Raw genomic sequence first — 23955 nt, forward strand, 5'->3', positions numbered from 1 at the left:
GCATGAGCGGGCGGCGGGACGGGGTGGACGGTGGCGGAGAGCCGGTGCCGGCTCGGACGCCGGGGCGGGCCCTTGACCGGGCTCCGGAATCGAACCCCCTGCCGCGACCGGATTCGGACCCCTTGCCGCGACCGGGACCAGGTCCTCGGCCGCGACCGCAATCGGGTCCGCCCCCCGGTCCTGGAGGGCCGAGCCCGGTCGTGGCAAGCAAGGACAGCGCAGCGGACTCGGCCCACGGCCTCGTCCGCGTCACCGAGTTCACCGACCCGGCGTGCCCCTGGGCCTGGGGATCCGAACCCGTCTTCCGGCTGCTCCGGCAGTCCCTCGGCCCGCGCACCCGCTGGCGGACCGTCTTCGGCATCCTCTTCGACGAGGACGACGATCCGGCCCCCGACCCCGACGCCGAGGCCCGGTGGTACGAAGGCTTCATCCGTGAGGTCACCGCGCACACCGGAGCCCCGTACGCCCCCAGGCTGCACTGGCTGACCCGTACCAGCCTGCCCGCCTCCCTCGCCGCCACGGCCGCCCGTTCACAGGGGCCGGTGACCGCCGAGCGCGTCCTGCGGCGGCTGCGCGAGAGCACCTTCGTCCTCGGTACGCCGGCCGACACCATGGACGGCGTCCGCCACGTCGTGCGGGGGATCCCCGGCCTGGACGTCGACCGGCTGCTGCGCGAGGCCGCCGCGCCCGAGACGGCACGGGCGGTGCGCGCCGACCGGGCCGAGACCCGGAGTCCCGTGCCGGAGGTGCTGGGCCTCACCGGTCCCGGTCCGCACCCGGGGCGGGCCAAGGAGTTGGGGGAGCGGCGGTACCGCTACGCCCTGCCCACGCTGCTGTTCGACGGACCGGGTGGCCGGGTGTGCGTCCCGGGCCGGCGCCCGGTCGCCGAGTACCTGGAAGCGGCCGGAAGGGCGGCGGGCGGTTCGCGGGCGGTTGTTCCCGTACGGCTGTCCGCACCGGCCGCGCTGGCGCGCTGGCACAGCCTCACCGGCCCGGATCTGGCCCTGCTCACCGGTACGGCCGGGCCGCCGACCGGTGCGCGGCGGATCGAAACGGCGAACGGCCCGTTGTGGCTCGGGCCCGAGGAAGCGCGTGACTACCCCGCGCCCTACCGCCCGCGCCGCTGACCCGGACGACGGGCACGACGAACGACGCCGTTCTCGGAGCGGCCACCGCTGCGCGTCGCGACCGGCACCGGTCGACGCCGGCCCTCGCCGGTCCGTCCGCCGACGGGGCCCGAGCGGCCGCGCCATACGGTGCGACGCCACCGTCCTTACCCGGGACGGGAGATGAACGTGCAGGTCGTCGGCGGTATTGGCGGACTCGGCGATGGATCTCGGACAATGAGACACCTGTAGGTGTCCATTGACAGCGTTCCGCCGGACGCAGAGGATACGAGTCATGCATTCGATGCACCCAGGCGTGGTCTGCCGCTACGTGGATTACCGGCGCACCTCCAGCGCCCTCTGTCGCTGATCCGACCGCCGACGCGGCCCTGTTGAGGGCGTGGGCGCGCGGCCCCGCGCGTCTCACCGTCGCGCGGCGGGAATGTGCCTTCCGGTCACGGCCGGCCAGTGGCCTTTCCCGTCGCCCCGGATGCCGGGGCAGCCGGTCCCACGAGTCGTCGGCCGCCGGGCCCCGGAGCCCTTGGTGACCGGCCGGTCCGCCTGACGACGGCGCTCCCGCTCCCGCTGTCACGTCGTCGGCGGCCGCTCGGCATCCGTCGTGCCCGACCGCCCCGTCCTCCGAGGCCGCACCCGCGCACGTCGGTTCCTCCCCGTCCCTCCCCGCCTGCCCGGCAGCGGTACGTTCGCCTGCCGCCGCTTCGCTCGGCCTGCCCCGATCAAAAGGCCGGGCAGTGGTTTCGTCCGCCTCGCCGCCGCGGCGACGATTCGCCCCGCGACTCCGCCGACCGTCCGGGGGCACACCGCACGACTGCCGTGCGGCACCGGCGTTCTTTTCCCTCATCCGCTTCGTGCGTCGTCGTTCCTCCCCGTTCCCCCCGTTCTTCTTCGTTCCTCTCGCCCGAGCCGCCCGACCGGGCGCCCATGGCCCGCCCGTGTACCCGAACGCGTCGGCTCGGCCCAGAAAGGTGGCGTACCCATGCCGATCCTCCCGACCCCCACCACCGCCGGCGGGGCGGCCCGCCGGGGCGCCGGGCCGCCGGCCGCTCCGGCGCCGTCCGCCGGCCCCGGTCCGGGCCGGCGTTCCTTCCTCGGACTCTCACTCGGCGTGGGTGCCGCGCTCGGCCTGGCCGCCTGCGGCGGACAGGCCACCACCGGGGCCGGCGGCAAGGGCGGCACCCTCAAATGGGGCTGGAACCTGACCACCTCCTGGGACCCCATCACCTCCACCGCGGGCTGGGACGTGCACTCGCTCTCCCTCGTCTACGCGGGACTCACCACGCTCGACGAGGCGGGCGACGCCAGGCCGGCCCTGGCGAGTTCGTGGACGTACAACGACGCGGGCACGGTCGTCACCTTCACCCTCCGCCAGGGGCAGAAGTTCACCGACGGAACCCCGGTCGACGCGACCGCCGTGAAGAAGAGTCTGGAACGGGGGCGCGACGACGCGAAATCGCTGGTCGCCTCCCAACTCGTCGGCGTCAAGGACGTCATCGCGGTCGACGCGCACACGGTGCGACTGCGGCTAAGCGAGCCCGACTTCCAGATACCGCTGCTCCTCGCCGGCAAGACCGGCATGATCGTCAACCCGAGGGTCTTCGAGACCGATGCCGCGAGCCTCGCCACCCGGCCCGCGGGCGCCGGGCCGTTCACCCTCGTGTCGTACGTCCAGAACGACAAGGCCGTCCTGCGCCGCAACCCGGCCTACTGGGACGCCGACCGGATCAAGATCGAGAACTTCGAGCTCCACCCTCTCCCGGAGCCCTCCACCGTCGTCGCCTCCCTCTCCTCCGGGCAGTACGACGTCGCCCAGATACCCGGCAGCCAGGTCCAGGCCGCCCGCGCCGCCGGCCTGGAGGTCCAGGTCATCCCGTCCATGGTGGTGGCCGTCCTCGACGTCCACACCGGCAAGGAACCCTTCACCGACCCGAACGTGGCACTCGCCCTCAAGTACGCCGTCGACCGCGAGGAACTGCTGAAGACCGCTTCTTTCGGACACGGCGAGGTCACCCGCCAGCCCTTCCCCCGGGGATACGCGGGCCACGACGACGCCCTCGACAGGCTCTTCCCGTACGACCCCGACGAGGCGAGGCGGCTGCTGGCGAAGGCCGGGCACGCCGACGGCCTGCACGTCACCCTCACGGCCCAGAACGCCGAGGGCGTACCGGAACTGATCCAGGCCCAGCTCAAGAAGGTCGGCATCACCGCCACCCTCGAGACCATTCCCTCCGCCCGTGCCACCCAGCTCATCTACGTCCAGCGCGCCAAGGCGTTCTACGTCGACCAGTTCGCCGGACGCGAATCCGCCACCCAGGGCTTCCAGGTCCTCTTCGGCAAGGAGGGGCTGATGAACCCCGGCCGCACCACCTCGCCCGAGCTGGAGAAGGCGTTGGGCGAGGTCCGCCGGACCCCGCTCGACTCGCCCGACTACCCGGCCGTGCTCCGGCGGGCCACCGGCATCGCCGTCCGGACCATGCCCAACGTCTTCCTCTACACGGTCCCGCGGATCCTGGCCCGGCACCCGAGGGTCTCCGAGATCCCCGCCTACACGGTCGTGCAGCGCTTCGAGGGGGTCACCGTCTCATGAGCGCGCCCGTACTGACGAAGCCCCGTCGCCCCGCCGGGGACGAGGCCCGCTCCGACGGGGACCAGGCCCGCGCAACGCGCCGGTCCGCCGTGCGGCGACGGCTCGCCGCCGCGCCCGCGCCGCTCGGCCGGGTACTCCTCGTCACCGCGACCGTCTTCGTCCTGGCCTCCCTCCTCACCTTCGCGCTCGGCGCGCTCTCCGACGCCAATCCGGCCGCGGCCGTCCTCGGCGACATGGCCACGCCCGCCGACATCGCGCGGATGGAGGCGCTGTTCGGGCTCGACCGGCCGCTGTACGCGCAGTACCTCGGCTGGCTCGGCGACGCGCTCACCGGGGACCTCGGCGTCTCCTGGTTCACCGGCGTCCCGGTCGCCGACAGCATCGCCCTGGCACTGCCCGTGGACCTGTCCATCGCCGGGCTCGCACTGCTGCTCGCCGTGGTGATCGGCGGCGCGGCCGGCATCGCCGCCGCCCTCAACGCGGGCGGACGGCTCGACCGGGCCATCACGCTCGTCAGCTCGGTGCCGGCCACGCTGCCGCCGTTCCTGATCGGCATCGTGCTGATCGTCGTCTTCGCGGTGCAACTCCGTGTGCTGCCCACCGGCGGGTACGTCCCGCTCGACCAGAGCCCGGGCCAGTGGCTGCGCCACGCGGCCCTGCCCGCGTTCGCCCTCAGCCTGGACGCCGCGGCCTCCCTCGCCCGGCAACTGCGCACCTCGCTCGTCGGCGCGTTGCGCGAGAACTATGTGACGGGGGCACAGTTGCGTGGCTTCTCCACCCGGCGTGTGCTGTTCGGGCACGTGCTGCGCAACGCGGCCGGGCCCGCCCTCTCCGTCCTCGGGGTGAGCGTGCCGGTGATCCTGGGGGGCGCGGTGGTCACCGAGAAGATCTTCAACCTGCCGGGAATCGCCCAGCTGGCCCTCCAGTCCGCGGAGCAGCACGACATCCCGGTCATCCAGGGCACGCTGCTGGTGACCGTCGGGGTGGTCCTCGTCGCCAACATCGGGGTCAACGCCGCGCTCGCCGCGCTCGATCCGGCCGCCCGCCGACCGTCCCGCGGCCGGCGGCGTGGTGGGCCCGCCACCGAGGGGGGCGACCGATGAGGACCCTGCGCCGCACCTGGCGGCTGCCGTCGGCCAGGATCGCGCTGACCGTGCTCGCCCTGGTAGCCGTGGTGGCGGTGTTCGGCGGTGCCCTCGCCCCGCACGATCCGCTGGCGCAGAGCCCGGTGGACATGCTGCGCGGGCCGAGTGCCGCGCATCCGCTCGGCACCGACTATCTGGGACGCGACGTCCTCAGCCGGCTCCTCGCGGGCACCGGCCGATCGGTGGTGGGCGCCCTGGAGGCGGTCGGGGCGGCGATGCTGCTCGGCATCGTCCCCGGCATCGCCTCCGTATGGCTGGGCCGGAGCGTCGAATGGACCGTCCAGAGGGTCGCCGACACGTTGATGATCATGCCCTTCACGGTCTTCGCCATCGCCGTGGTCGGCGCGCTCGGCAACGGCATGCACCAGGCGATGCTGGCGCTCGGCGTGCTCTTCGCGCCGCTGTACTTCCGGGTCACCCGGGCGGCGGCGCTGGGACTGCGGAAGGCGCAGTACGTGGAGGCGGCCGAGCTGATGGGCGCGTCCCCGTGGTGGATCCTGCGCACCCATGTCTGGGGCAAGATTCTTCCCACGGTCGCGGTCACCACGGCCCAGGCCGTCGGGCAGGCCCTGCTGGTCGTGGCATCACTGACCTTCCTCGGTCTGGGCGTCCAGCCGCCCGCGCCGACGTGGGGCGGGATGCTGGCCTCGGATCTCGGCTATCTGGCGCAGCAGCCGTGGGCGCCGCTGATCCCGGGCGCCGCCATCATGCTCACGGTCGGCGCGCTGAACATCCTGGCGGACGCGGTCCGGGACGCCGGCGCACCGGACGGCGCGGCGGCGCGGGGCCCGGCGAAGGGCGGCGGGAAGACCTGGCGGACGGCGCTCCGGTGGACGTCCCGCACGGCCCCGCCGGGAACGCCCGGGCCGGAGCCCCGGCCGAACCCTCGGGCGCGGGTGGGCACCGAGGCTGAGGACGTGCCCGCCGTCGGCAGGCATGCGCCGACCGTCGGTTCGGATACGCCGGCCGTCGTCGCGGACGTGGGGGCGAACGGCCCGGCGGCCACGGCTGCGCCCGACGGGCCGGCCGGCCGTACCGACGAGGCGGTTCCCGGTCACCGAACCACGGATACGGACTCCGGTACCCGAACCACGGATACGGCCTCCGGCGCCCATCCCGATCACACGCACGGACCCGACGCCCCCTCCGCCCACCGTCCGTCCACCACCGACCCCGAGGAGGTCGAGCACCGTGTCACCACGGGCTGAGTCCGTCCGGCCGGCGTCCGCGCCCCCTACTGCCCCCGGGGCGGCGTCCGCGCCCCGTACCGCCCCCGACGCGACGCCCGCGTCCCGCGCCCGGCAGCCGAACCATCCGGACGGCCGCGCCGAGGACGTGGGCCACGGCCCCGTCCTCACCCTCGACGGCCTCGACGTCACCGTCTCCGGCGGCGCCCACGCGGTACGCGGTGTGTCCTTCACCGTCGGCCGGGGCGAAGCGGTCGGCCTGGTCGGTGAGTCCGGCAGCGGCAAGAGCCTGACCTGCCGGTCCGCGCTCGGTGTGCTGCCGGCCGGCTGCCGGGTGACCGGCGGCCGGATCACCCTCGGTGCCTCCGCCGACGGCCCGGACGCCGAACTCACCGCCCTCACCCGCAGGCAATGGAACACCGTACGGGGCCGCCGCGTCGGCGCCGTCTTCCAGGACCCCGCCTCCTACCTCAACCCCTCCCTGACCGTGGGCCGTCAGCTCGCGGAACAACTCCGCGTGGCACGGGGACTGTCCAGGGCCGAGGCACACGCCCGCGCCGTCGAACTGTTCGCGGACGTCGGGCTGCACCGGCCCGGAGAGGTCTACCACCAGTACCCCTACGAACTCTCCGGCGGGATGCTCCAACGCGTCCTCATCGCCATCGCCGTCTCCTGCTCCCCGGAACTGCTCATCGCGGACGAGGCCACCACCGCCCTCGATGTCGTCGTCCAGGCCGAGATCCTCGAACTCCTCCAGCGACTGCGGGCGGAACAGGGGCTGGCCCTGCTCCTGGTCACCCATGACCTCGCCGTGGTCGCCGAGAGCTGCGACCGGATCCTCGTGATGTACGCGGGCGAGATCGTCGAGGACGGTCCCACCGCCGAGGTGCTGGCCGCGCCCGCGCACCCCTACACCGAGGCGCTGCTGCGGGTCGCGTCGATCGGGGACTGGGGTCGCCGGGAACTGGGCGTCATCCCCGGCCGGCCGCCGGAGACCGGCGCGGAGCTGCCCGGATGCCGGTTCGCAGACCGCTGCGCCCACGCCGTGGCGGAGTGCGCCGAGGAGCCCGTCCCGTTGCGCACACCGGCCCCCGGCCGCCGCGCCCGCTGCCTGCGCGTACCCGCACAGCCAGGCACCGCACCCGCGTCCGTACCGGAAGGAGTCCCCGCATGACCACCGCGCCCACCTCCGGCGCGCCCCGGCCGGCCCCGTCGGCCCGGCACGGCGGACCGGTCGGACTCGTCGGACTCGCCCGTCGGTTCCGGCGGAGCGGGCCGGCCACGGCACCCGGTGAGCCGCCCCCGCCGGCCGACGGCCCGGACACCCTGCTGCGGATCAGCGCACTGTCCGTCTCCTACGGCCGCCGGGCCACCTCGTCGAGTCGGGCCGGAGCCACCCGTGTGCTCTCCGGCGTCGACCTCACCGTACGGCCGGGGGAGATCATCGGGATCATCGGGGAGACCGGCTCGGGCAAGACCACCCTCGCCCGCGCGGCGGTCGGTCTGGTGCCGCCCGACTCCGGTGGTGTCGCCTTCGAGGGGCGGGACCTGACCGGGCTGCGCGGTGGCGAGCTTCGGGAGTTCCGGCGCTCCGGGCGGGTGCAGTTCATGTTCCAGGACCCGCTGCGCTCCCAGGACCCGGACCTGACGGTGCGCCAGGTGGTGGCTGAACCGCTGGCCGCCGTCGGCGTGTCGACCCGGCGGGAGCGGGCCGTACGCGTCGACGAGGCGCTGGCCCTGGCGGGGCTGGAGGCCGACGTCCTCGGGTCGCGCACCCCCGGACAGCTCTCCGGCGGCCAGCGTCAGCGTGTCTCCCTGGCCCGGGCCATCGTCACCCGGCCCCGGCTCCTGTTCACCGACGAGCCCGTCAGCGCCCTGGACGCCTCCAACCGCAACCTCGTTCTCGGCCTGCTGGACCGGCTCCGCCGCGAGATGGACCTGGCCGTCGTGGTGATCTCCCACGACCTCAGCTCGCTCGCCGGAATCGCCGACCGGGTCGCCGTCCTCTACCGTGGCCGACTGGTCGAACAAGGGCCCATCGGTGAGGTCCTCACCCGGCCACGCCATCCGTACACGGCGCTGCTCACGGCCTCCGCGCCGAGCGTACGCCGCGAAGACCGCCCGCTGCCCGCACAGTTGCGCCCGGCGGCGGACCGGGAGCCCTGGCCCGACTACGACGGGTGCGTCTTCGCGCCGCGCTGCCGTTTCGCCGGGCCCGAGTGCCACGACGAGCCGTCCCCGCGCGCTGTCGCCGAGCACGACGCCCCGGTGCGCAAGGACCCCGAGCGCAAGGAGCCCGAGCGCAACGATCGGGAGGAGTGCGACCCCGAGCACAACGACCCTCCGCGCGTGGGCACCGAGCGCCCCGCCCCGGACCACTTCGCCCCGGACGACCTCCCTCTGGACCAACTCGCCCTCGAGCGGGGGCACTCGGTCGCCTGTCACCACTGGTCCAGCTGGCGCGACCGGCTCGCCGGCCCCACCGCCGACCCTCGACCCGAAGACCGCATCGACCGGCCGGAGACACCGTGACCCGTACCGTGCCCCCATACTCGTCCTCCCCGGACTCATCGGCCTCCGACGATTCGTCGTCCGGTCGGCCCACCGAACGGGCCGTGGGATCCGCCACCGATCAGCGGGCCGCGTCGGACGCCGACCGCTCCGCCGCACGCCGCGCCGGTGCCGCGGCACTGCCGCCCCCCGCGTGGGAGCGGCTGCCCGCCGTCACCCGGGCGCTCGCGGCCCGCGCGGCCGCACACGACCGCGACGGTTCCTTCCCGTACGAGGGCGTCGAAGCCGTCCAGGACGCCGGTCTGCTCACCGCCACGGTCGCCGCCCGGCACGGCGGCCCCGGTGCCGGGCTGGCCGACGCCGTCCGGATCCTGCGCGCTCTCGGCGCCGGGGACCCGGCCGTCGCGCTGGTCACCGCCATGACCCTGTTCACCCACGCCGCCGAGGCCCGCACCTCGCTCTGGCCGCGCGCCGCCTATGCCGAACTGCTCGGCGAGGCGGCCACCGGCCCCGCCCTCGTGAACGCGCTGCGGGTGGAACCCGAACTCGGCAGTCCCGTGCGCGGCGGCCTGCCCGCGACCACCGCCCGCCGCCGCGGAGACCAGTGGCTGCTCACCGGACGCAAGATCTACTCCACCGGGGCGGTCGGGCTCAGCCGGATGCTCGTGTTCGCGCGGACCGACGAGGATCCCGTGCGGGTCGGCTCGTTCGTCGTGCGCGCCGGCAGCCCCGGTCTGACCGTCGAGCCGACCTGGGACCACGTGGGTCTGCGCGCCAGCCGCAGCGACGACGTCGTGCTCGACTCCGTACCGGTACCCGCCGACGACGTCATCGCCCTCACCGAGGCCGGCGACACCCCCGGGGCCCGCCCCGACCCGGAGACGGCCGCCTGGAACGCCCTCGGGCTGACCGCGCTGTACCTGGGCGTCGCGGGCGCCGCCCGGGACTGGCTGACCGGCTTCCTGCACGAGCGGGTGCCCACCGCGCTCGGCGCGCCGCTGGCCACGCTGCCCCGCTTCCAGAGCGCCGTCGGCGAGATCGAGGCCGCCCTGCTCGGCGCCGACGCCCTGGTCGACACCTTCGCCGCCCGTGTCGACAGCGGGGACCGACAGGCGGCGGAGGCGGCCGGTGCCATCAAGGTCCTCGGTACCCGTGCCGCCGTCACGGCCGTCGAACAGGCCGTCTCCCTCACGGGCAACCACGGCCTCACCCGGGCCAACCCGCTCCAACGCCACCTCCGTGACGTGCTGTGCGCCCGGGTGCACACACCGCAGGACGACTCCGTCCTCCTCGCCACCGGCCGCGCGGCCCTCGACCGCGCGCTCGCGAACCGCTCCACCACGAACGATTCCACCAAAAACGGCTCCACCGCGAACGGCTCCACCAGGAAAGGCGACTGATCCATGACGGACCCCACTGCTTCGCGCACCTCCACTGCCACCGGCGCCGTGACCGGTGCGGCGGCCACCGCACCGGTCTCCGCCGGACCGCCGTCCGTCGAGTTCATCGGCATGATCGGCACCCAGGACGCCTCCGAGACGAGGCCCGCCCGCGGTCCGGTGATCGACCGCGCCTACACCGCCCGGTTCGCCCGCGCCCACGAGGACGCCGGCTTCGACCGGATCCTGATCGGCTACAGCAGCGGCAGGCCCGACGGCGTCCAGGTCGCCTCGTACGTCGCGGCCCACACCGAACGCCTCGGGCTGCTGGTCGCGCACCGCCCCGGCTTCATCGCGCCGACGCTCGCGGCCCGTACCTTCGCCACGCTCGACCAGTTCACCGACGGCCGGGTCGCCGTCCACACCATCACCGGCGGACACGACGTCGAACAGCGCAGGGACGGCGACTACCTGGACAAGGAGGAGAGGTACGACCGTACCGACGAGTACCTGGGCATCCTGCGCCGGGCCTGGTCCTCGTCCGAACCGTTCACGCACGAGGGCCGGCACTACCGGTTCGAGGACTACGCCTCCCACGTCCTGCCCGTACGCGAATCCGGCATCCCGCTCTACTTCGGCGGTTCCTCCGAGGCCGCCTACCGCGTGGGCGGCAAGCACGCCGACACCTTCGCGCTGTGGGGCGAACCGCTGGCCGAGACCGCGGAACAGATCGCGTCCGTCCGTGCGGCGGCCGCCGCCGCGGGCCGCACCGCCCCGCCCGGCATCAGTGTCTCCTTCCGCCCGATCCTCGGAGCCACCGACGAACTCGCCTGGGAACGCGCGCACCGCGTCCTGGACACCATCAAGCGGGGCGCGGGCCGGCCCTTCTTCGACCAGACGCGGGGCAGCCGGGCCGAGAACGGACCGCAGAACGAGGGCTCGCGACGGCTGCTCGCCGCGGCGGCCAAGGGGGACCTCCACGACCGTGCGCTGTGGACCCCGACCGCCACCGCCAGCGGCGCGGGCGGCAACACCACCGCGCTCGTCGGCACGCCGGAAACCGTCGCCCGGGCCCTGCTCGACTATGTGGACATCGGCGTGACGACGCTGTTGATCCGTGGGTACGACCCGCTGGACGACGCCATCGACTACGGGCGTCACCTGCTGCCGCTGGTGCGCCAGGAACTCGCCCACCGCGCGGCGACCGCCGGCGCCCGGGACGGCGAGCCGGCCGGATCAGCCTCCGCCGGATCAGCGGCCGCTCCCGGAACCGACGCCGGAACCGCCGCTGGGACCCCCACTCCGTCCGCCCTCCTTCCCGCCGGCAGTCCCCGATGACCGGACTGTCCGTGTCGCACGCCGTCCCGGCCTGGCTGCCGCCCACCGGTGTCGCGCCGCGCGGCACCCTGCTCCTGCTGCCCGGCCGCGGGGAACACCCGGGCGTCTACGAGCGTTTCGGCCGACGGCTCTCCGCCGACGGGTATGCCGTGCACGTACTCGACTCCGCCCCGGAGGACGAAACGGCGGACGTTCTGAGCCGCGCGGGCGAGGCAGCCGGCCCCGAGCCCACCGCGCCCGTCGTACTCGTCGGCAGCGACACGGGCGCGCTCCAGGCCCTGCACGCCGCCGCGACCGCCGACCGGCGACTCCCGGTCGCGGGCGTCGTCGTGGCGGGCGCGGCCCTGACCGGCTCGGGCGCGCCGTCGGCTGCCGGCGCGGAGGGCACCGGAGGAACCGGCGGCGGCGCGGAGGACGACTGGTCCTGGGACGCCGAACTGGCCGCCCGTACGGCCTGCCCGACCCACCGCGAACGGCTCACGCGCGACGCGGAGTTCGTACGGGGCGGGCTGACCCGGCCCGTACCGGCACACCTGCGCGGCGAGGCGCTGCCGACCCTGCCCGCCCTGGTGCTGCACGGCGCGGCCGATCCCGTCACCCCGCCGGCACGGGCCCGCGATCTGGCCGCCCGGCTGCCCCACGGCACGCTCGGTGTCGTGCGCGACGGACTGCACGACGTCCTCAACGACGCCTCGCACCGGACCACGGCGGCGGTGATCGTGCTCTGGCTGGAGCGGCTGCGCGCCGACCCCGGGCTGCGGCCCATCCTGACCGTCGAACGAGGGGAGGAGCTGTGACGCGCCGGGCAGGTTCCCGGTCGGGCCCGGTCCCCGGCGGCCACGGCCCACCGATCTCGGCGGAACAGACATGACCACTCGAACGAAGGGAAGCGGCATGACCGTGTCCACCGAACGCCCCAGCACCGTCACCCCCGGCGGAGCAGACATACTGCGCCGCACCCTGCGACGGCACGCGGCCGGAGTCACCGTGATCACAGTCCCGGGCCCGGCCGGTTTCACCGCGACCTCGTTCACCTCCGTCTCCCTCGAACCCGCGCTGGTCTCCTTCTACCTCGCCGCGACGGCCTCCACGGCGCGCGCCGTGAGCGCCGCGGACCGGTTCGCCGTCCATGTTCTGGGGGCGGAACACGCCACGATCGCACGGCAGTTCGCGCGCAGCGGCATCGACCGCTTCGACGGGGTCGCGTGGACGGAGAGCCACGACGGACTGCCCGTCCTGAACGGGGTACCGGCCTGGCTGACCGCCCGGGTGACACTGCGCCAGCGCGTCGGCGACCACTTCCTGGTGGTCGGCGAGGTCGACACGGGCGGTGGCCACGGCGACGGCCACGCGCTGGTGCACCACGACGGCGCCTTTGCCACGGCGGTGCCCCTGCCACTCCACGAGAGCGGCTGACGCGTCGCGCCGGAACCGGGCGTCGTAGGACCAAAGGCGGTGGGCAGCGGTCGTCGAGGGGAGGACCATGAGCGTGTGCCGAATCCGGACTTCGACATCGACTCCTTCCTCAGCGCTCCGCTCACCGCGCGCATCGCGACGAACGGCCCGACCGTGCGCCCGGTCTGGTTCCTGTGGGAAGAGGGGGCCTTCTGGATCCTGACCGGGCCATGGGCAGGGCTGCACGACCGCGTCCGGGCCGACCCGCGGGTGTCCCTCGTGGTCGACGTGTGCGACGTCCCTGCCGGCCATGTCCGGCAGGTCATCGCTCGCGGGTCAGCCGAACTCGTCCCCTTCGACATACCACGAGGAAGGCGCAAGTTGGCTCGCTACCTGGGGCCCGACGAATCCCGCTGGGACCCGCGGTTCGTCCGCTACCTGTACGACGACCCTCGGCGGCGAGGAACGACGTGGTTGCGGCTGGTGCCCGCGTCGCTCATGGCGCGGGACCTGAGCTACGATCCCGGCCGGTGACGCCGCTCCCCGGCGGGGCCATCAGGCGGAGCCCGCACCGGGGCGAGGCAGGTCCGGTCCGTGAGCGGCGCGCAGACGGTCGAAGGCACTGCTTCCGGTCCTCCGCGCGAGGTGCCGCGCGATTCGCTCGGCACACGCGCGCGGGGTGAGCGACGAGGTGTCGCACTCGATGTCGTACAGGCCGTGCGCGTGGACGACGGGGAGTTGCGCCGCGGCCTGCCCGGCCTCGTACCTCCGTCAGCGCCGTGAGTGCCGGGCCGTTGGATCTGTTCCATCTGGCCGAACCAGTGGCTGTTCGCCAGGACCATCCCCTGGGCGCGGGCTTCCCAGGGGGTGGCACGGACAGTCAGCGGAACAGGCGGAAGAATCCGCGCACCTGCTTGACCAGCGACTCCGGCTGCTCCAGCGCGGCGAAGTGGCCACCATGCGGCAGCTCCTCGAACCAGCGCAGGTCGGTGAACCGCAGCTCGGCCTCCCGCCTCGACGGGCGGGATATGTCGCGCGGGTAGACCGACAGCCCGGATGGCGCGGTCACCTTGTCCCGGAAGTTGGCGAAGCTCTCCCAGTACAGGCGCGCCGACGACGTGGCCGACGCGGTGAACCAATAGACCGAGATCTCGTCGAGGATCGTCTGCCGCGACAACGCGTCCTCGGGATGGCCGTCGTTGTCCGTCCACGCCCAGAACTTCTCGGCGATCCAGGCGGCCTGTCCCGCCGGGGAGTCGGTGAGACCGTAGCCGAGCGTCTGCGGCCGGGTCGCCTGGATCGCCGAGTACCCCCGGCCGGTGCGCTGCATCTCCTTCTCGGCCTCGAGATTCGCCAGCTCCGCGGGCGTCGGGTCGTCGAACGTGCCCGCCGCCACCGATCCCAGGTTCAGGTGCACGCCGGCGACCCGCTCGGGCGCCACCTCGCCCAGCACCGCGGACACCGCCGAACCCCAGTCACCGCCCTGCGCGCCGTACCGTTCGTAACCCAGCGAGACCATCAACGTGTCCCAGGCGCGCGCGGTGCGAGTGATGCCCCACCCGGTCGTCGACGGCTTGTCACTCCAGCCGTACCCGGGCAATGACGGCGCGACCACGTGGAAGGCGTCCGCCCGGTCACCACCGTGTGCGCGCGGGTCGGTCAGCGGGCCGAGGACCTCCAGGAATTCGAGCACCGAACCCGGCCACCCGTGCGTGAGCACGAGCGGGAACGCGTCCGGCTCCGGCGAGCGGACGTGCAGGAAGTGGATGCCCAGCCCGTCGATCGTGTCGCGGTACTGCGGGAACACGTTCAGCCGCTCGGCGAACCCGAAGTCGTAGTCCTCGGCCCAGCTGCGGCAAAGCTCCTGCGCATACGCCAGCGGCAAACCCTGTGACCAGTCGTCCACCGGCTCGCGCTCGGGCCACCGTGTCCGTCGCAATCGTTCACGCAGGTCCGCGATCTCGGCTTCGGTGACGCTGATCTCGAATGGCTCGGCGGACATGGCAAGGCTCCTTACTGGTCAAGGCGTTATCGGATCAGATGCAGTGGACCGTCATCGCGGGCTCCCTCGGGTGGTGTCGGGTTCGGGGCGGCGGTCGGCGGCAGGGCGCCGGGTCAGGCTGAGGACGAGTCCGGCCAGGGGCAGTGCCGCGAGCACGGCGAGAGCCACCGGCACCGGCACGATGCCGGACAGACCCGCGACAGCGGCCGGACCGATCCCGCCACCCAGGGCGTTCATGAAGTTGAGCAGGCCCTGTGCGGTGTCGCGGTCGTCCGCGGCGACCAGGTCCGGCGCGAGGCTCACCAGTACGGCTTGGGCGCCGGCGAACCCGCACACGGTCAACGCCGTGCCGACGACGATCGGGATCGGCCCGGTGAAGACCGCGACCACGAGCACGCCGACGACGGTGAGTGCCGCAAGCCCGGCCGACACCTGCCAGCCGGCGAACCGGTCGGTCAAGGTGCCGACCAGCCGCCCGGCCAGCACCGAGCAGGCGGCGGCCGGGACCAAGAGCACGCCGGCTTCCAGGGGGCCACCGCCCGTGGCCCGCTCGATCAGGGACGGGGCGCGGAACAGCACCCCGTAGTAGCCGGCGAAGACGGTCCCGCCGATGAGCCCGGCCGCCAGGAAGCCGCGGGACGCGATCACCCGCCGAGGCACGAACCCGTCGGGCGTGCTTCGCACGCGCCACCACAGTCCCACGGCGGCGAGCGCCCCGGCGGCAGCCACGACGAGCGTGACCGGAGCGGGCAGGCCGACCGAGTGTGCCTGCAGCAACGTGATCAAGGAGCCGGCGAGTACCGACAGCACGGCCGCGCCGACGATATCGAGTCGCCCGGTCGAGCCGTTTCGCTCGCCGCTACCGCTCCGCGTCAGCGCGCGCCTGCTCGGCAACGCGGCCGGCAGGAGGGGCAGCGCGAGGACCGGGATCGCGAGCACGGCACGCCACCCGAGCCATGCGGTCACCGCCCCGCCCAACAGTGTCCCGCACCCCGACGCCGTCGCGCTGGCGGCCGCGATGATTCCCAGGGCGCGGATCCGTTGCCGCCCGGGAAGGGCGGTGGCCGCGGCAAAGACGGCGATCACGGTCGCGCCCGCCCCGGCGCCGCCGATCAGTCGGCCGACGATCACGACGGACAGTGTCGGCCCGGCTCCGGCGAGCGCGGAGCCCGCGGCGAGCGCCACGACCCCGGCGACGAGGACCTGGAAGGGGCTCCAGCGGACCAGCAGCCGACCCGCGACCGGCATCGCGAGCGCGGAGGTCAGCGACCACGCGGCGAGAATCCATGCGGTGGCCCCGAACGGCACCGCGAGTGCGCGGCCGATGGCCGGCAGGGCCACCGACGGCGCTCCCAGTGCCACGTACATCGGCAGCACCAGCATCCCCAAAGTCAGCCCCAGCCGACGCCCGCCCGGGGCGTTGGTTCGCTCCGGTGCCGGGGCCCCTCCAGACGGGATCGTCTGCGGCGTCGTCCCCTGCCGGGTACGTTGTGACATGCGAAAGCTCCTTTGCGTGTAACATTATGGAGCAGTGAGGAGATACGTCAAATGCAGGACGCGTATTACAGCCCATGGGCGGTCCAGACGGCCGTCGACCTGGCCAACACCTTGAGGCCGATCAAGGGAGAGGACGCGCTCGAGACCGTGGAGCAGCTCCGGGACTTCCTTGACGACCATCCCGCGGCTGAGCCTCCGAGTCCGGCCGCGAACCAAGGGGCCGGTCCGCGGCATCTCACCCGCGCCGACCTGGCGGAAGTCCGCGCGTTGCGCGAGACGGTGCGTGCGGTGCTAGAACGGGCGAACGCGGACGCGGTCGAAGCAGCGGCTCTGATCAACGACGGTCTGCGTCGCAGCCGCGCCACCCCGGTACTGCGCCACGAGGACGACCGCTGGTGGACAGAGGTGACCTCCGACACCGACCGCTGCTCGGCGCACCTTGCCGCGACTACGCTCAGCGCACTGGCATCCGTGATCGCCACGCTCGGTCCCGCTCGTCTCGGCGTATGTGCCGGGCCGACCTGCCGGGCCACTTTCGTGGACCTCTCGCGCAACGGCTCGAAGCAGTACTGCACCCGAACCTGCGCACACCGGGCCAGCGTCGCGGCCTACCGGAGCCGGCGCAGCCCGCGTTGAGCGCCGGCACCTGCCCGGGGCCGCGGGCGCCGGCCGGGGAGCCCATGAGCGTGCTGTACTCACCCGGCGTGCCCGTGCGCTTCGGCGTCCCCGCCCGAGCCGACGCCCCGCCCCGTCACTGACGGTCGTCCCGGGCTCGGTGGCCCCGGAGCGTGCGGCCGCCGTGCCGGCCGCGCCCGGTGGTGCGCGGCAGCGCGGGACGAGGCGCCGGCCCGGCCCCCTATCCCGCGCGAGGGCCGGCCCGCTCGCTCAGCGCGCCCTGCGCCCGCCCTCGCCCGCAACGGCGGTGACGGCCGTCCCCAGGGACTCCGGCCTCGCGCAGTAGGGCAGTTCGTCCAGCGACCCGTCGGTGCAGAAGCGCGCCATGAGGTCGGCGAAGTCCTCCACGCGTTCCACCGGCGCCAGATGGTCGGTCTCCGCGATGGTCGTGAAGCGGGCCTCCGGCAGCGCCGAGGCCACCTCGCGGCCCATCTCGGGCGTACACAGCGTGTCGTACTCGCCGGTGACCACCAGGCTCGGTACGGCGGGCACGGGCTCGGGCCGGTACCACTCGTGGCGCATCAGCCGGGTGTTGTGCTCCGCCGACTTCCGCAGCTGGTCGGGGTTCTGCCCGGCGATCTGCCGGTAGACGAGGCGGGAGACCGCCGCGTGCTTGCGCACCGGTCCGGTGCCGGGCGGCGACATGAAGCGGTCCGCCAGCTCGCGGGCGATGGTCTCGGTCTCACCGCGCTCGATCATGACGGCCCAGCGTTCCATGGCCGCCGCGTAGTCCGCGGGGATCCGCGTGGTCATGCCGACCAGCATCAGCCGCGCGAGCGACGCCGGGTAGTGCTGGGCGAAGCGCATCCCCACGGCGCCGCCGTAGCAGGCGGCGACCAGATTGACCCGCTCCACAGCGAGCTCCCGGAGGAGGTGCGCGACGACCGCGGCGAGGAAGTCGACCCCGTAGTGGGCGGGCAGGAAGTCGGCGGTCCCGTAACCGGGCAGGTCCACCGTGATCACCTGGGCCTTCGGCCTCAGCCACTTCTCGTGCCGTACCCACGAATGGCGATCCTGGGAGGAGCCGCCCAGCAGCAGAACCGGTTCGGTCACCGGGCAGCCCGCGTCCGCGACGCGGCACGTGTAGCGAAAGCCGTCGAAGGTGAGGTCGCGCTCCTCCACCCGGCCGCCCCGCTCGCTTCCGCCGTCCTCGGCCGACTGTTCGGGAATCTCCGGGACCACAGGGCGGGAACGACGTGATGTCTGGTCCTGGGTGAGGACGGCGTCGAGGAACATGGGGACTCCAGAGCTGCGGAACGGGCATGAGCTCTCCTGCCTAGCACTTGGTCCCCATTCGGTCCGTATCGCTCACCCGATCGTGGGCGCGTCGTGCCGGGCGTTCCGTCGGGGCATTCGACACTCGTTCAACGGGGGCAATGGGCGGGGACCGACCTCATCGGTCGGCTCGTCCGCGTCCTCGGCGGCCGCTCGGGTCCGGGCCTGGAGACGACCCGGGCGCGGGCCGGCGCGGGTGCCCGGGCCGTCGTCCCCGCCGGCGGCGCGCGGCGGCCGAGGAAGCTCCGGCCGGTGTCGAGGGGGCCAGGCCGGCGATCCCCACCTCCGCGTTCTCGACAGAGTCCGTCGAACCGACGGGGGTGGACACGTTCGCACCCGACCCATGAGAGTGGACGGCATGCCAGAGGGACGGCCACGTGGAGCGCCGGAAGACCGGGCGACGGCCGGAGAGGTGAGGGACGGATGACCGACCGACCGAGGATGACGCTGACCGGCGCGGTGCTCGACGCCCCGGACGCGGCCGAGTTGGCCCGCTTCTACCGTCGGCTCCTCGGCTGGACGGTGACCCAGGAAGAGCCGGACTGGGTGAAGCTCACCCCGCCGGACGGCGGTGCCGGGCTCGCGTTCCAGTCGGAACCCGCGTACGCACGGCCCGTCTGGCCGTCGGGGCCGGACACCCAGCAGATGATGATCCACCTCGACATCGAGGTGGCGGAGCTGGACACGGCCGTCGCGTACGCGGTGGAACTGGGCGCGGTCCTCCACGACGTCCAGCCCCAGGACGACGTGCGGGTCTGCCTCGACCCGGCCGGTCACCCCTTCTGCTTCTGGACGCCGACACCCGCGTGACCCGACCGCGCGCGCCGGGGGCCGCCGCTCAGGTGGTCTCCCGGCAGGTGAGCGTGGTCGGCAGCGTCAGATGGCGGCGCGGCAGGGCGGGGTCCTTGATCTCGTCCAGCAGCAGCCGGGTGATGGTGCGCCCGATGTCCTCGCTGGGCTGGCCGACACTCGTCAGGGGCGGCACCGTGTGCCGCGCGACGATCGAGTCGTCGAAGCCGATGACCGCCACGTCCTCGGGCACCCGCCGCCCGTGCTCGCGCAGTTCCGTCAGCGCGCCCGCGGCCATCACGTCGGACGCGGCGAACACCGCGTCGAGGTCCGGGCGGCGTCCGAGCAGGTCACGCATGGCGGCCCGGCCGCCCTCCTCGGTGAAGTCGGCCGTGGCGACCAGCGACTCGTCCGGCCGGACCAGTCGCTCGACGTGGGCGTCGCGCCATCCCTGGAGCCGGCTGTGGCCGACGTCCATGTCGAGCGGCCCGGTGATGGTCGCGATGGCGGTGCGCCCCCGGGCGAGCAGATGCCGTACGGCACCGGCCGCGCCGCCCAGGTTGTCGGCGTGGACATGGCTCAGCGGCTCGACCGGGGTGCGCCGGCCCGCCAGGACGGTCGGTATCCGCAGCTCCTCCAGGAGCGCGGGCAGCGGATCGTCCTGGCGCACCGACACCAGCAGCACACCGTCGACCCGGTGCGCCCCAACGAAACGGGTCAGCCGGCGCAGCTCGCGCTCGTCGCGCACGAGGATCAGCAGCAACTGCATGTCGGTCTCGGCCAGTTCCGTGCTCACCCCGCGGATCACGGCGGAGAAGTACGGTTCCGAGGCCAGCCGGCTCTCCGACTCGGGGATGACCAGCGCGATGCTGTCGGTCCGGCTGGTGACCAGGGACCGGGCGGCCGGATTCGGTACGTAGTTGAGTTCGGCGACCGCCGCCTCCACCGCGGCCCTGGCCTTCGCGCTGACGCCCGGCGCGCCGTTGACGACCCGTGAGACCGTCCCCCTGCCCACGCCCGCGCGCTGGGCGACGGCTTCCAGAGTCGGTGGCCGGCCCGGCCGGTTGCGGCTGCTCATGACGTCTCCTGCCTGTCGTTCCTGGGGTCCGCACCGCGTCCACCAGGAGATTGTGCGTGGCCGGCGGGGTACGGGCACGTCGGGCCCGGGTGCCGAGGCGGCCGGGCCGGCGGACACCGCTCGATCCGGCCTCTGCTCTTGACACGGGCCGTGCCTCTTGCGGAAAGTCGTGGACAGCCTATTGGGAGCGCTCCCAGACTGTCTTCCCCCTTCCCTCGGCTCCCGGACACCGTCCACCGACTCCCAGCCACCGTCCCCCCGCCCCGGCACCCACCGTGCCCTCTCGCACCGACCGTTCCCCTCGTACCGACCGCCCACTCCGGAAGGACCTCCGTGGCCATCTCAGAGACCAGCACCGGCCCCGCCCTGGACGACTCGCCCGCGACCTCCCTCCGCTTTCCGCCGGACTTCCTCTGGGGCACGGCGACCGCCGCGTACCAGATCGAGGGAGCCGTGCACGAGGACGGCCGTACCCCCTCCATCTGGGACGTCTACTCCCGTACGCCGGGCAAGGTGCTGGGCGGTGACACCGGTGACGTCGCCACCGACCACTACCACCGCTGGCGCGAGGACATCGACATCATGTCCTCGCTGGGGGTCGGCGCCTACCGTTTCTCGGTGTCCTGGCCCCGGGTCCGGCCCACCGGCAGCGGGCAGGTCTCGCAGAGCGGGCTCGACTTCTACCGGCGGCTGGCCGACGGGCTGCTGGAGAAGGGCATCCAGCCGGTCGCCACCCTCTACCACTGGGACCTGCCCCAGCATCTGGAGGACGCCGGGGGCTGGCCCGCGCGCGAGACCGCGTACCGGTTCGCCGAGTACGCGGCCCTCGTCGCCGAAGCCCTCGGCGACCGCGTGCGGACCTGGACGACCCTCAACGAGCCGTGGTGCAGCGCCTTCCTCGGGTACGGCTCTGGAGTGCACGCCCCCGGCCGCACCGATCCCGCCGACGCGCTGCGCGCCGTCCACCACCTCAACCTCGGCCATGGGCTCGCCGTACAGGCGCTGCGCGCCGCGCTGCCGACCGGGACCCAGGTGTCGGTGACGCTCAATCTGCACCACGTACGGCCGTTGACCGCCGGCGCGGCGGACCGGGACGCCGTCCGTGCCATCGACGGCCTGGCGAACCGCGTCTTCACCGGACCCATGCTCGGCGGCGCGTACCCCGCCGACGTCCTCGAGGACACCGCGCGGATCGTCGACTGGTCCTCGCTCGTACGGGACGGTGACCTCGAGCTGATCCACCAGCCACTGGACTTCCTCGGCATCAACTACTACTCGCCCACGCTGGTCGCCCACCATGACGGCCCGGCGCAGCACGGCTCCGACGGCCACGGCGCCAGCGACCACAGCCCCTGGCCCGGGGCGGACCACGTCGCCTTCCACCAGACGCCCGGCGAACGCACCGCGATGGGCTGGAGCATCGACGCCGACGGTCTGTACGAACTGCTGACGCGGGTCCGGGACGACCACCCCGACCTGCCCTTGGTGATCACCGAGAACGGCGCGGCCTTCGACGACACGGTGAACTCCGAGGGCGAGGTCCACGACCCGCGGCGGATCGCCTACCTCCGGGACCACCTCGCCGCCGTGCACCGCGCCGTCGCGGCGGGCGTGGACGTCCGCGGCTACTTCCTGTGGTCGCTGCTGGACAACTTCGAGTGGGGTTACGGCTACAGCCGCCGCTTCGGCGCGGTCTACGTGGACTACCCGACCCAGGACCGCGTCCTCAAGTCCAGCGCCCGCTGGTACGCGGACGTGGCCCGCACCGGCGTCCTGCCACCGCGGTGAGGCTCGGCGGACCGGAGCCTCCCCGGCGACGGTCCGCCTCCCTCCGGGGCCGGGGCGCGGCACTAGGCTGGTCGGACCGGACAGCCGACGAAGAGAGGGAGACACCGTGACCAGCATCCCGCTGCACACGCTCAACGACGGCAGCACCTTGCCCGCGATCGGGCTCGGCACCTACCCGCTCGACGACTCGCAGGCCGAGGAGGCCGTCGCGGGCGCCCTGGAGCTCGGCTACCGGCTGATCGACTCGGCGGCGAACTACCGCAACGAGACCGGCACCGGACGCGGTGTCGCCCGCAGCGGTGTGCCGCGCGAGGAGATCGTCGTCACCACCAAGCTGCCGGGCCGTCACCACGGGTACGAGGAGACGCTGGCGTCCTTCGAGGAGTCACGGTCGCGGCTCGGGCTGGACTACGTGGATCTCTACCTGATCCACTGGCCGCTGCCGCGGGTGGACAAGTACGTCGACTCCTGGAGGGCGATGATCAAGCTCCGGGACGAGGGACTGGTCCGTTCCATCGGCGTCTCCAACTTCACCGCGGAGCACATCGACCGCCTCGAGGCGGAGACCGGAGTGCTGCCCTCGGTCAACCAGATCGAGCTGCACCCGGCCTTCCCCCAGGAGGAGGCGCGGGTCTCCCACGCCGCGAAGGGCGTCCGCACGGAGAGCTGGAGCCCGCTCGGCCGCGGGACCGAACTGCTGAAGGCCCCGGAGATCGGGGCGGTCGCCGAGGCCCACGGCGTCACCCCGGCCCAGGCCGTTCTGCGCTGGCACACCCAGCTCGGCTGCGTGCCCATCCCGAAGTCGGGACACCCCGGCCGGCAGCGGGAGAACCTGGACATCTTCGGCTTCGTGCTGACCGAGGAGGAGATGGCCCGGGTCGCCGGGGTGGCGCGGGGCCGGATCGGGGGCGCTCCGGAGACGCACGAGGAGTTCTGACGTGAGCACCCGAGCACTGAGCACCTGAGCACCTGAGCGCCGAGCACCCGAGCGTCGGCGAACCGGAGCGGTGGCGGGGCGGCCCCGGTTCGGAGGCCGCCCGCGCACCGGTCGGTACAGCCCGTCCGGCGGACCACCGGCCAGGGCTCTCAGCAGATGCGCGGCAACTGCTCGCCGACCGGCACGTCCACCACCCGCGTGCCGCCCAGGCCCGTCCGCGCCACCACCGTTCCGGGGTGCTCGGCCACGCACGTACCGATCGCCACGGCCCCCGCGCCCAGGGGGTGCGCGCGCATCGCCGCGAGCACCGCGTCGGCTCGCGCCGCCGGTACGAACGCCACCAGCTTGCCCTCGTTGGCGACGTAGAGCGGATCGAGGCCGAGGAACGCGCAGGCGCCCGCGACCGCGTCCGGCACCGGCAGCGACCGTTCCCGGAGACTGATGCCCACCCCGGCTGCCGACGCGATCTCGTTCAGAGAGGTCGCCAGGCCGCCCCGGGTCGGGTCGCGCAGCGCGTGCACGTCCGGGCAGGCGTCCAGCATCGCCTGGACGAGGGAGCCGAGCGGCGCGGTGTCGCTCCGCACCTCCCCGCCGAACTCCAGACCCTCGCGCACGCTCAGGACGGCGACACCGTGCTCCCCGAGAGGACCGCTCACGATGACGACGTCGCCGGGGGCCGCCCGCTCCGGGCGGATGTCCACCCCGTCCCGGACCAGCCCGATGCCCGCCGTGTTGATGAAGACGCCGTCCCCGTGACCGGTGTCCACCACCTTGGTGTCACCGGTGGCGACCACCACGCCCGCCGCCCTGGCGGCGGCGCCGAGGGAGGCGGCCACCCGCCCTACCGTGGCCAGTTCCACGCCCTCCTCCAGGATGAAGGCGCACGACAGGAACGCGGCGGTGGCGCCCGCCATGGCCAGATCGTTCACCGTTCCGTTGACCGCGAGGTCGCCGATGGAGCCGCCGGGGAAGAACAGCGGGCGCACGACGTAGGAGTCGGTGGAGAACGCCAGCCGCGTTCCGCCCAGGGTGACGGTCGCCGAGTCGCCGAGCTGCGCCAGCACGTCGTTGCCGTAGGCGGGGGCGAAGAGATGACGCACCAGCTCGGCGGAGAGCTGACCGCCGCCGCCGTGCCCCATGACGACCGTCCGGTGGTCCCGCAGCGGGACGGGACAGGTCCAGGAGGCGGCGTCGGTGACGGTGGCGGCCGGCGCCCGAACCCGCGCCGCGGCGCCGTCCACCGTACGG

The 23955-nt window shown here is 73.7% G+C and carries 20 protein-coding genes and 1 pseudogene; 15 read left to right on the forward strand and 6 right to left on the reverse strand.

The genetic code is table 11. The features are described from left to right. Positions 1 to 200 precede the first annotated feature (200 nt). The 11 genes from IG02_RS0106165 (at position 201) to IG02_RS0106215 (ending at position 13200) form a co-directional block, all read left to right on the forward strand. Positions 201 to 1127 (forward strand): DsbA family oxidoreductase, encoded by a 927-nt coding sequence (locus IG02_RS0106165; RefSeq protein WP_051764543.1) that lies wholly within the window; start codon positions 201 to 203, stop codon positions 1125 to 1127. 976 nt (positions 1128 to 2103) lie between these two features. Further along, entirely contained in the window at positions 2104 to 3711 is a 1608-nt protein-coding gene (locus tag IG02_RS0106170; protein WP_078854244.1) for an ABC transporter substrate-binding protein, read from the forward strand. Continuing rightward, the gene (locus IG02_RS0106175; RefSeq protein ID WP_051764545.1) at positions 3708 to 4814 is read left to right on the forward strand and encodes an ABC transporter permease; all 1107 of its coding nucleotides are present in this window, start codon (positions 3708 to 3710) and stop codon (positions 4812 to 4814) included. The genes IG02_RS0106170 and IG02_RS0106175 overlap by 4 nt, the downstream gene beginning before the upstream one ends. Beyond that, a complete protein-coding gene (locus IG02_RS0106180) occupies positions 4811 to 6064 on the forward strand; it encodes an ABC transporter permease (protein WP_107055547.1) in 1254 nt (417 codons plus the stop codon). The genes IG02_RS0106175 and IG02_RS0106180 overlap by 4 nt, the downstream gene beginning before the upstream one ends. Continuing rightward, positions 6048 to 7217 (forward strand): ABC transporter ATP-binding protein, encoded by a 1170-nt coding sequence (locus IG02_RS36000; RefSeq protein ID WP_420707726.1) that lies wholly within the window; start codon positions 6048 to 6050, stop codon positions 7215 to 7217. The genes IG02_RS0106180 and IG02_RS36000 overlap by 17 nt, the downstream gene beginning before the upstream one ends. Then, entirely contained in the window at positions 7214 to 8575 is a 1362-nt protein-coding gene (locus tag IG02_RS38185) for an ABC transporter ATP-binding protein (protein ID WP_063756733.1), read from the forward strand. The genes IG02_RS36000 and IG02_RS38185 overlap by 4 nt, the downstream gene beginning before the upstream one ends. Positions 8576 to 8658: 83 nt before the next feature. After that, a complete protein-coding gene (locus tag IG02_RS0106195) occupies positions 8659 to 9954 on the forward strand; it encodes an acyl-CoA dehydrogenase family protein (RefSeq protein WP_234314622.1) in 1296 nt (431 codons plus the stop codon). Positions 9955 to 10065: 111 nt separating this feature from the next. Beyond that, a complete protein-coding gene (locus IG02_RS0106200; protein WP_037802466.1) occupies positions 10066 to 11271 on the forward strand; it encodes an LLM class flavin-dependent oxidoreductase in 1206 nt (401 codons plus the stop codon). Next, positions 11268 to 12068 (forward strand): alpha/beta hydrolase, encoded by an 801-nt coding sequence (locus tag IG02_RS0106205; RefSeq protein WP_037802403.1) that lies wholly within the window; start codon positions 11268 to 11270, stop codon positions 12066 to 12068. Before IG02_RS0106200 ends, IG02_RS0106205 begins: the two co-directional genes overlap by 4 nt. Positions 12069 to 12138: 70 nt before the next feature. Then, positions 12139 to 12687, forward strand: a complete 549-nt coding sequence (locus IG02_RS0106210; protein ID WP_030742772.1) for a flavin reductase family protein — start codon at positions 12139 to 12141, stop codon at positions 12685 to 12687. 75 nt (positions 12688 to 12762) lie between these two features. Continuing rightward, positions 12763 to 13200 carry a pyridoxamine 5'-phosphate oxidase family protein gene (locus IG02_RS0106215; RefSeq protein ID WP_030742777.1) on the forward strand — a complete coding sequence of 146 codons (438 nt, stop codon included), beginning with the start codon at positions 12763 to 12765 and terminating at the stop codon, positions 13198 to 13200. A 21-nt stretch (positions 13201 to 13221) separates the two neighbouring features. Here the strand turns inward: IG02_RS0106215 and IG02_RS38830 are convergent. The 3 genes and pseudogenes from IG02_RS38830 to IG02_RS0106225 all read right to left on the reverse strand — a co-directional run. Next, positions 13222 to 13416: pseudogene (locus IG02_RS38830) on the reverse strand (phosphotransferase-like protein); the annotation flags it as partial. Positions 13417 to 13546: 130 nt separating this feature from the next. Then, a complete protein-coding gene (locus IG02_RS0106220; RefSeq protein WP_030742779.1) occupies positions 13547 to 14668 on the reverse strand; it encodes an epoxide hydrolase family protein in 1122 nt (373 codons plus the stop codon). A gap of 51 nt (positions 14669 to 14719) precedes the next feature. Beyond that, positions 14720 to 16165: an MFS transporter gene (locus IG02_RS0106225; RefSeq protein WP_030742781.1), complete on the reverse strand. Its 1446-nt coding sequence runs from the start codon at positions 16163 to 16165 to the stop codon at positions 14720 to 14722. A gap of 51 nt (positions 16166 to 16216) precedes the next feature. On the opposite strand from IG02_RS0106225, the gene IG02_RS0106230 reads away from it, so the two are divergent. Further along, positions 16217 to 16801 (forward strand): CGNR zinc finger domain-containing protein, encoded by a 585-nt coding sequence (locus IG02_RS0106230; protein WP_030742790.1) that lies wholly within the window; start codon positions 16217 to 16219, stop codon positions 16799 to 16801. 249 nt (positions 16802 to 17050) lie between these two features. Here IG02_RS0106230 and IG02_RS0106235 read toward each other — a convergent pair whose 3' ends face one another. Then, positions 17051 to 18076, reverse strand: coding sequence for an alpha/beta fold hydrolase (locus tag IG02_RS0106235; protein WP_078854246.1), 1026 nt, complete (start codon positions 18074 to 18076; stop codon positions 17051 to 17053). Positions 18077 to 18538: 462 nt separating this feature from the next. On the opposite strand from IG02_RS0106235, the gene IG02_RS0106240 reads away from it, so the two are divergent. Further along, complete coding sequence (locus IG02_RS0106240) at positions 18539 to 18925, forward strand: VOC family protein (protein ID WP_030742798.1); 387 nt, start codon at positions 18539 to 18541, stop codon at positions 18923 to 18925. Positions 18926 to 18953: 28 nt separating this feature from the next. On the opposite strand, the gene IG02_RS0106245 is transcribed toward IG02_RS0106240, so the two are convergent. Next, positions 18954 to 19982, reverse strand: coding sequence for a LacI family DNA-binding transcriptional regulator (locus tag IG02_RS0106245; protein WP_030742801.1), 1029 nt, complete (start codon positions 19980 to 19982; stop codon positions 18954 to 18956). 339 nt (positions 19983 to 20321) lie between these two features. Here IG02_RS0106245 and IG02_RS0106250 point away from each other — a divergent pair, with 339 nt between their 5' ends. Beyond that, entirely contained in the window at positions 20322 to 21770 is a 1449-nt protein-coding gene (locus tag IG02_RS0106250) for a GH1 family beta-glucosidase (protein WP_420707728.1), read from the forward strand. A gap of 106 nt (positions 21771 to 21876) precedes the next feature. Next, complete coding sequence (locus IG02_RS0106255; protein WP_030742807.1) at positions 21877 to 22707, forward strand: aldo/keto reductase; 831 nt, start codon at positions 21877 to 21879, stop codon at positions 22705 to 22707. Between the two features lie 149 nt (positions 22708 to 22856). Here IG02_RS0106255 and hypE read toward each other — a convergent pair whose 3' ends face one another. Next, entirely contained in the window at positions 22857 to 23846 is a 990-nt protein-coding gene (gene hypE / locus IG02_RS0106260; RefSeq protein ID WP_078854264.1) for a hydrogenase expression/formation protein HypE, read from the reverse strand. Between the last annotated feature and the right edge of the window lie 109 nt (positions 23847 to 23955).

It is taken from the genome of Streptomyces sp. NRRL F-5135, from assembly GCF_000719775.1.
GTDB lineage: Bacteria > Actinomycetota > Actinomycetes > Streptomycetales > Streptomycetaceae > Streptomyces > Streptomyces hebeiensis.

Bases quoted from the DNA above. Each gene is read 5' to 3' on its own strand.
- IG02_RS0106170 (WP_078854244.1), top strand. From the start codon at position 2,104: ATGCCGATCCTCCCGACCCCCACCACCGCCGGCGGGGCGGCCCGCCGG.
- IG02_RS0106175 (WP_051764545.1), top strand. From the start codon at position 3,708: ATGAGCGCGCCCGTACTGACGAAGCCCCGTCGCCCCGCCGGGGACGAG.
- IG02_RS0106180 (WP_107055547.1), top strand. From the start codon at position 4,811: ATGAGGACCCTGCGCCGCACCTGGCGGCTGCCGTCGGCCAGGATCGCG.
- IG02_RS38185 (WP_063756733.1), top strand. From the start codon at position 7,214: ATGACCACCGCGCCCACCTCCGGCGCGCCCCGGCCGGCCCCGTCGGCC.
- IG02_RS0106200 (WP_037802466.1), top strand. From the start codon at position 10,066: ATGATCGGCACCCAGGACGCCTCCGAGACGAGGCCCGCCCGCGGTCCG.
- IG02_RS0106205 (WP_037802403.1), top strand. From the start codon at position 11,268: ATGACCGGACTGTCCGTGTCGCACGCCGTCCCGGCCTGGCTGCCGCCC.
- IG02_RS0106210 (WP_030742772.1), top strand. From the start codon at position 12,139: ATGACCACTCGAACGAAGGGAAGCGGCATGACCGTGTCCACCGAACGC.
- IG02_RS0106220 (WP_030742779.1), bottom strand. From the start codon at position 14,668: ATGTCCGCCGAGCCATTCGAGATCAGCGTCACCGAAGCCGAGATCGCG.
- IG02_RS0106225 (WP_030742781.1), bottom strand. From the start codon at position 16,165: ATGTCACAACGTACCCGGCAGGGGACGACGCCGCAGACGATCCCGTCT.
- IG02_RS0106230 (WP_030742790.1), top strand. From the start codon at position 16,217: ATGCAGGACGCGTATTACAGCCCATGGGCGGTCCAGACGGCCGTCGAC.
- IG02_RS0106235 (WP_078854246.1), bottom strand. From the start codon at position 18,076: ATGTTCCTCGACGCCGTCCTCACCCAGGACCAGACATCACGTCGTTCC.
- IG02_RS0106240 (WP_030742798.1), top strand. From the start codon at position 18,539: ATGACCGACCGACCGAGGATGACGCTGACCGGCGCGGTGCTCGACGCC.
- IG02_RS0106245 (WP_030742801.1), bottom strand. From the start codon at position 19,982: ATGAGCAGCCGCAACCGGCCGGGCCGGCCACCGACTCTGGAAGCCGTC.
- hypE (WP_078854264.1), bottom strand. From the start codon at position 23,846: ATGGGGCACGGCGGCGGCGGTCAGCTCTCCGCCGAGCTGGTGCGTCAT.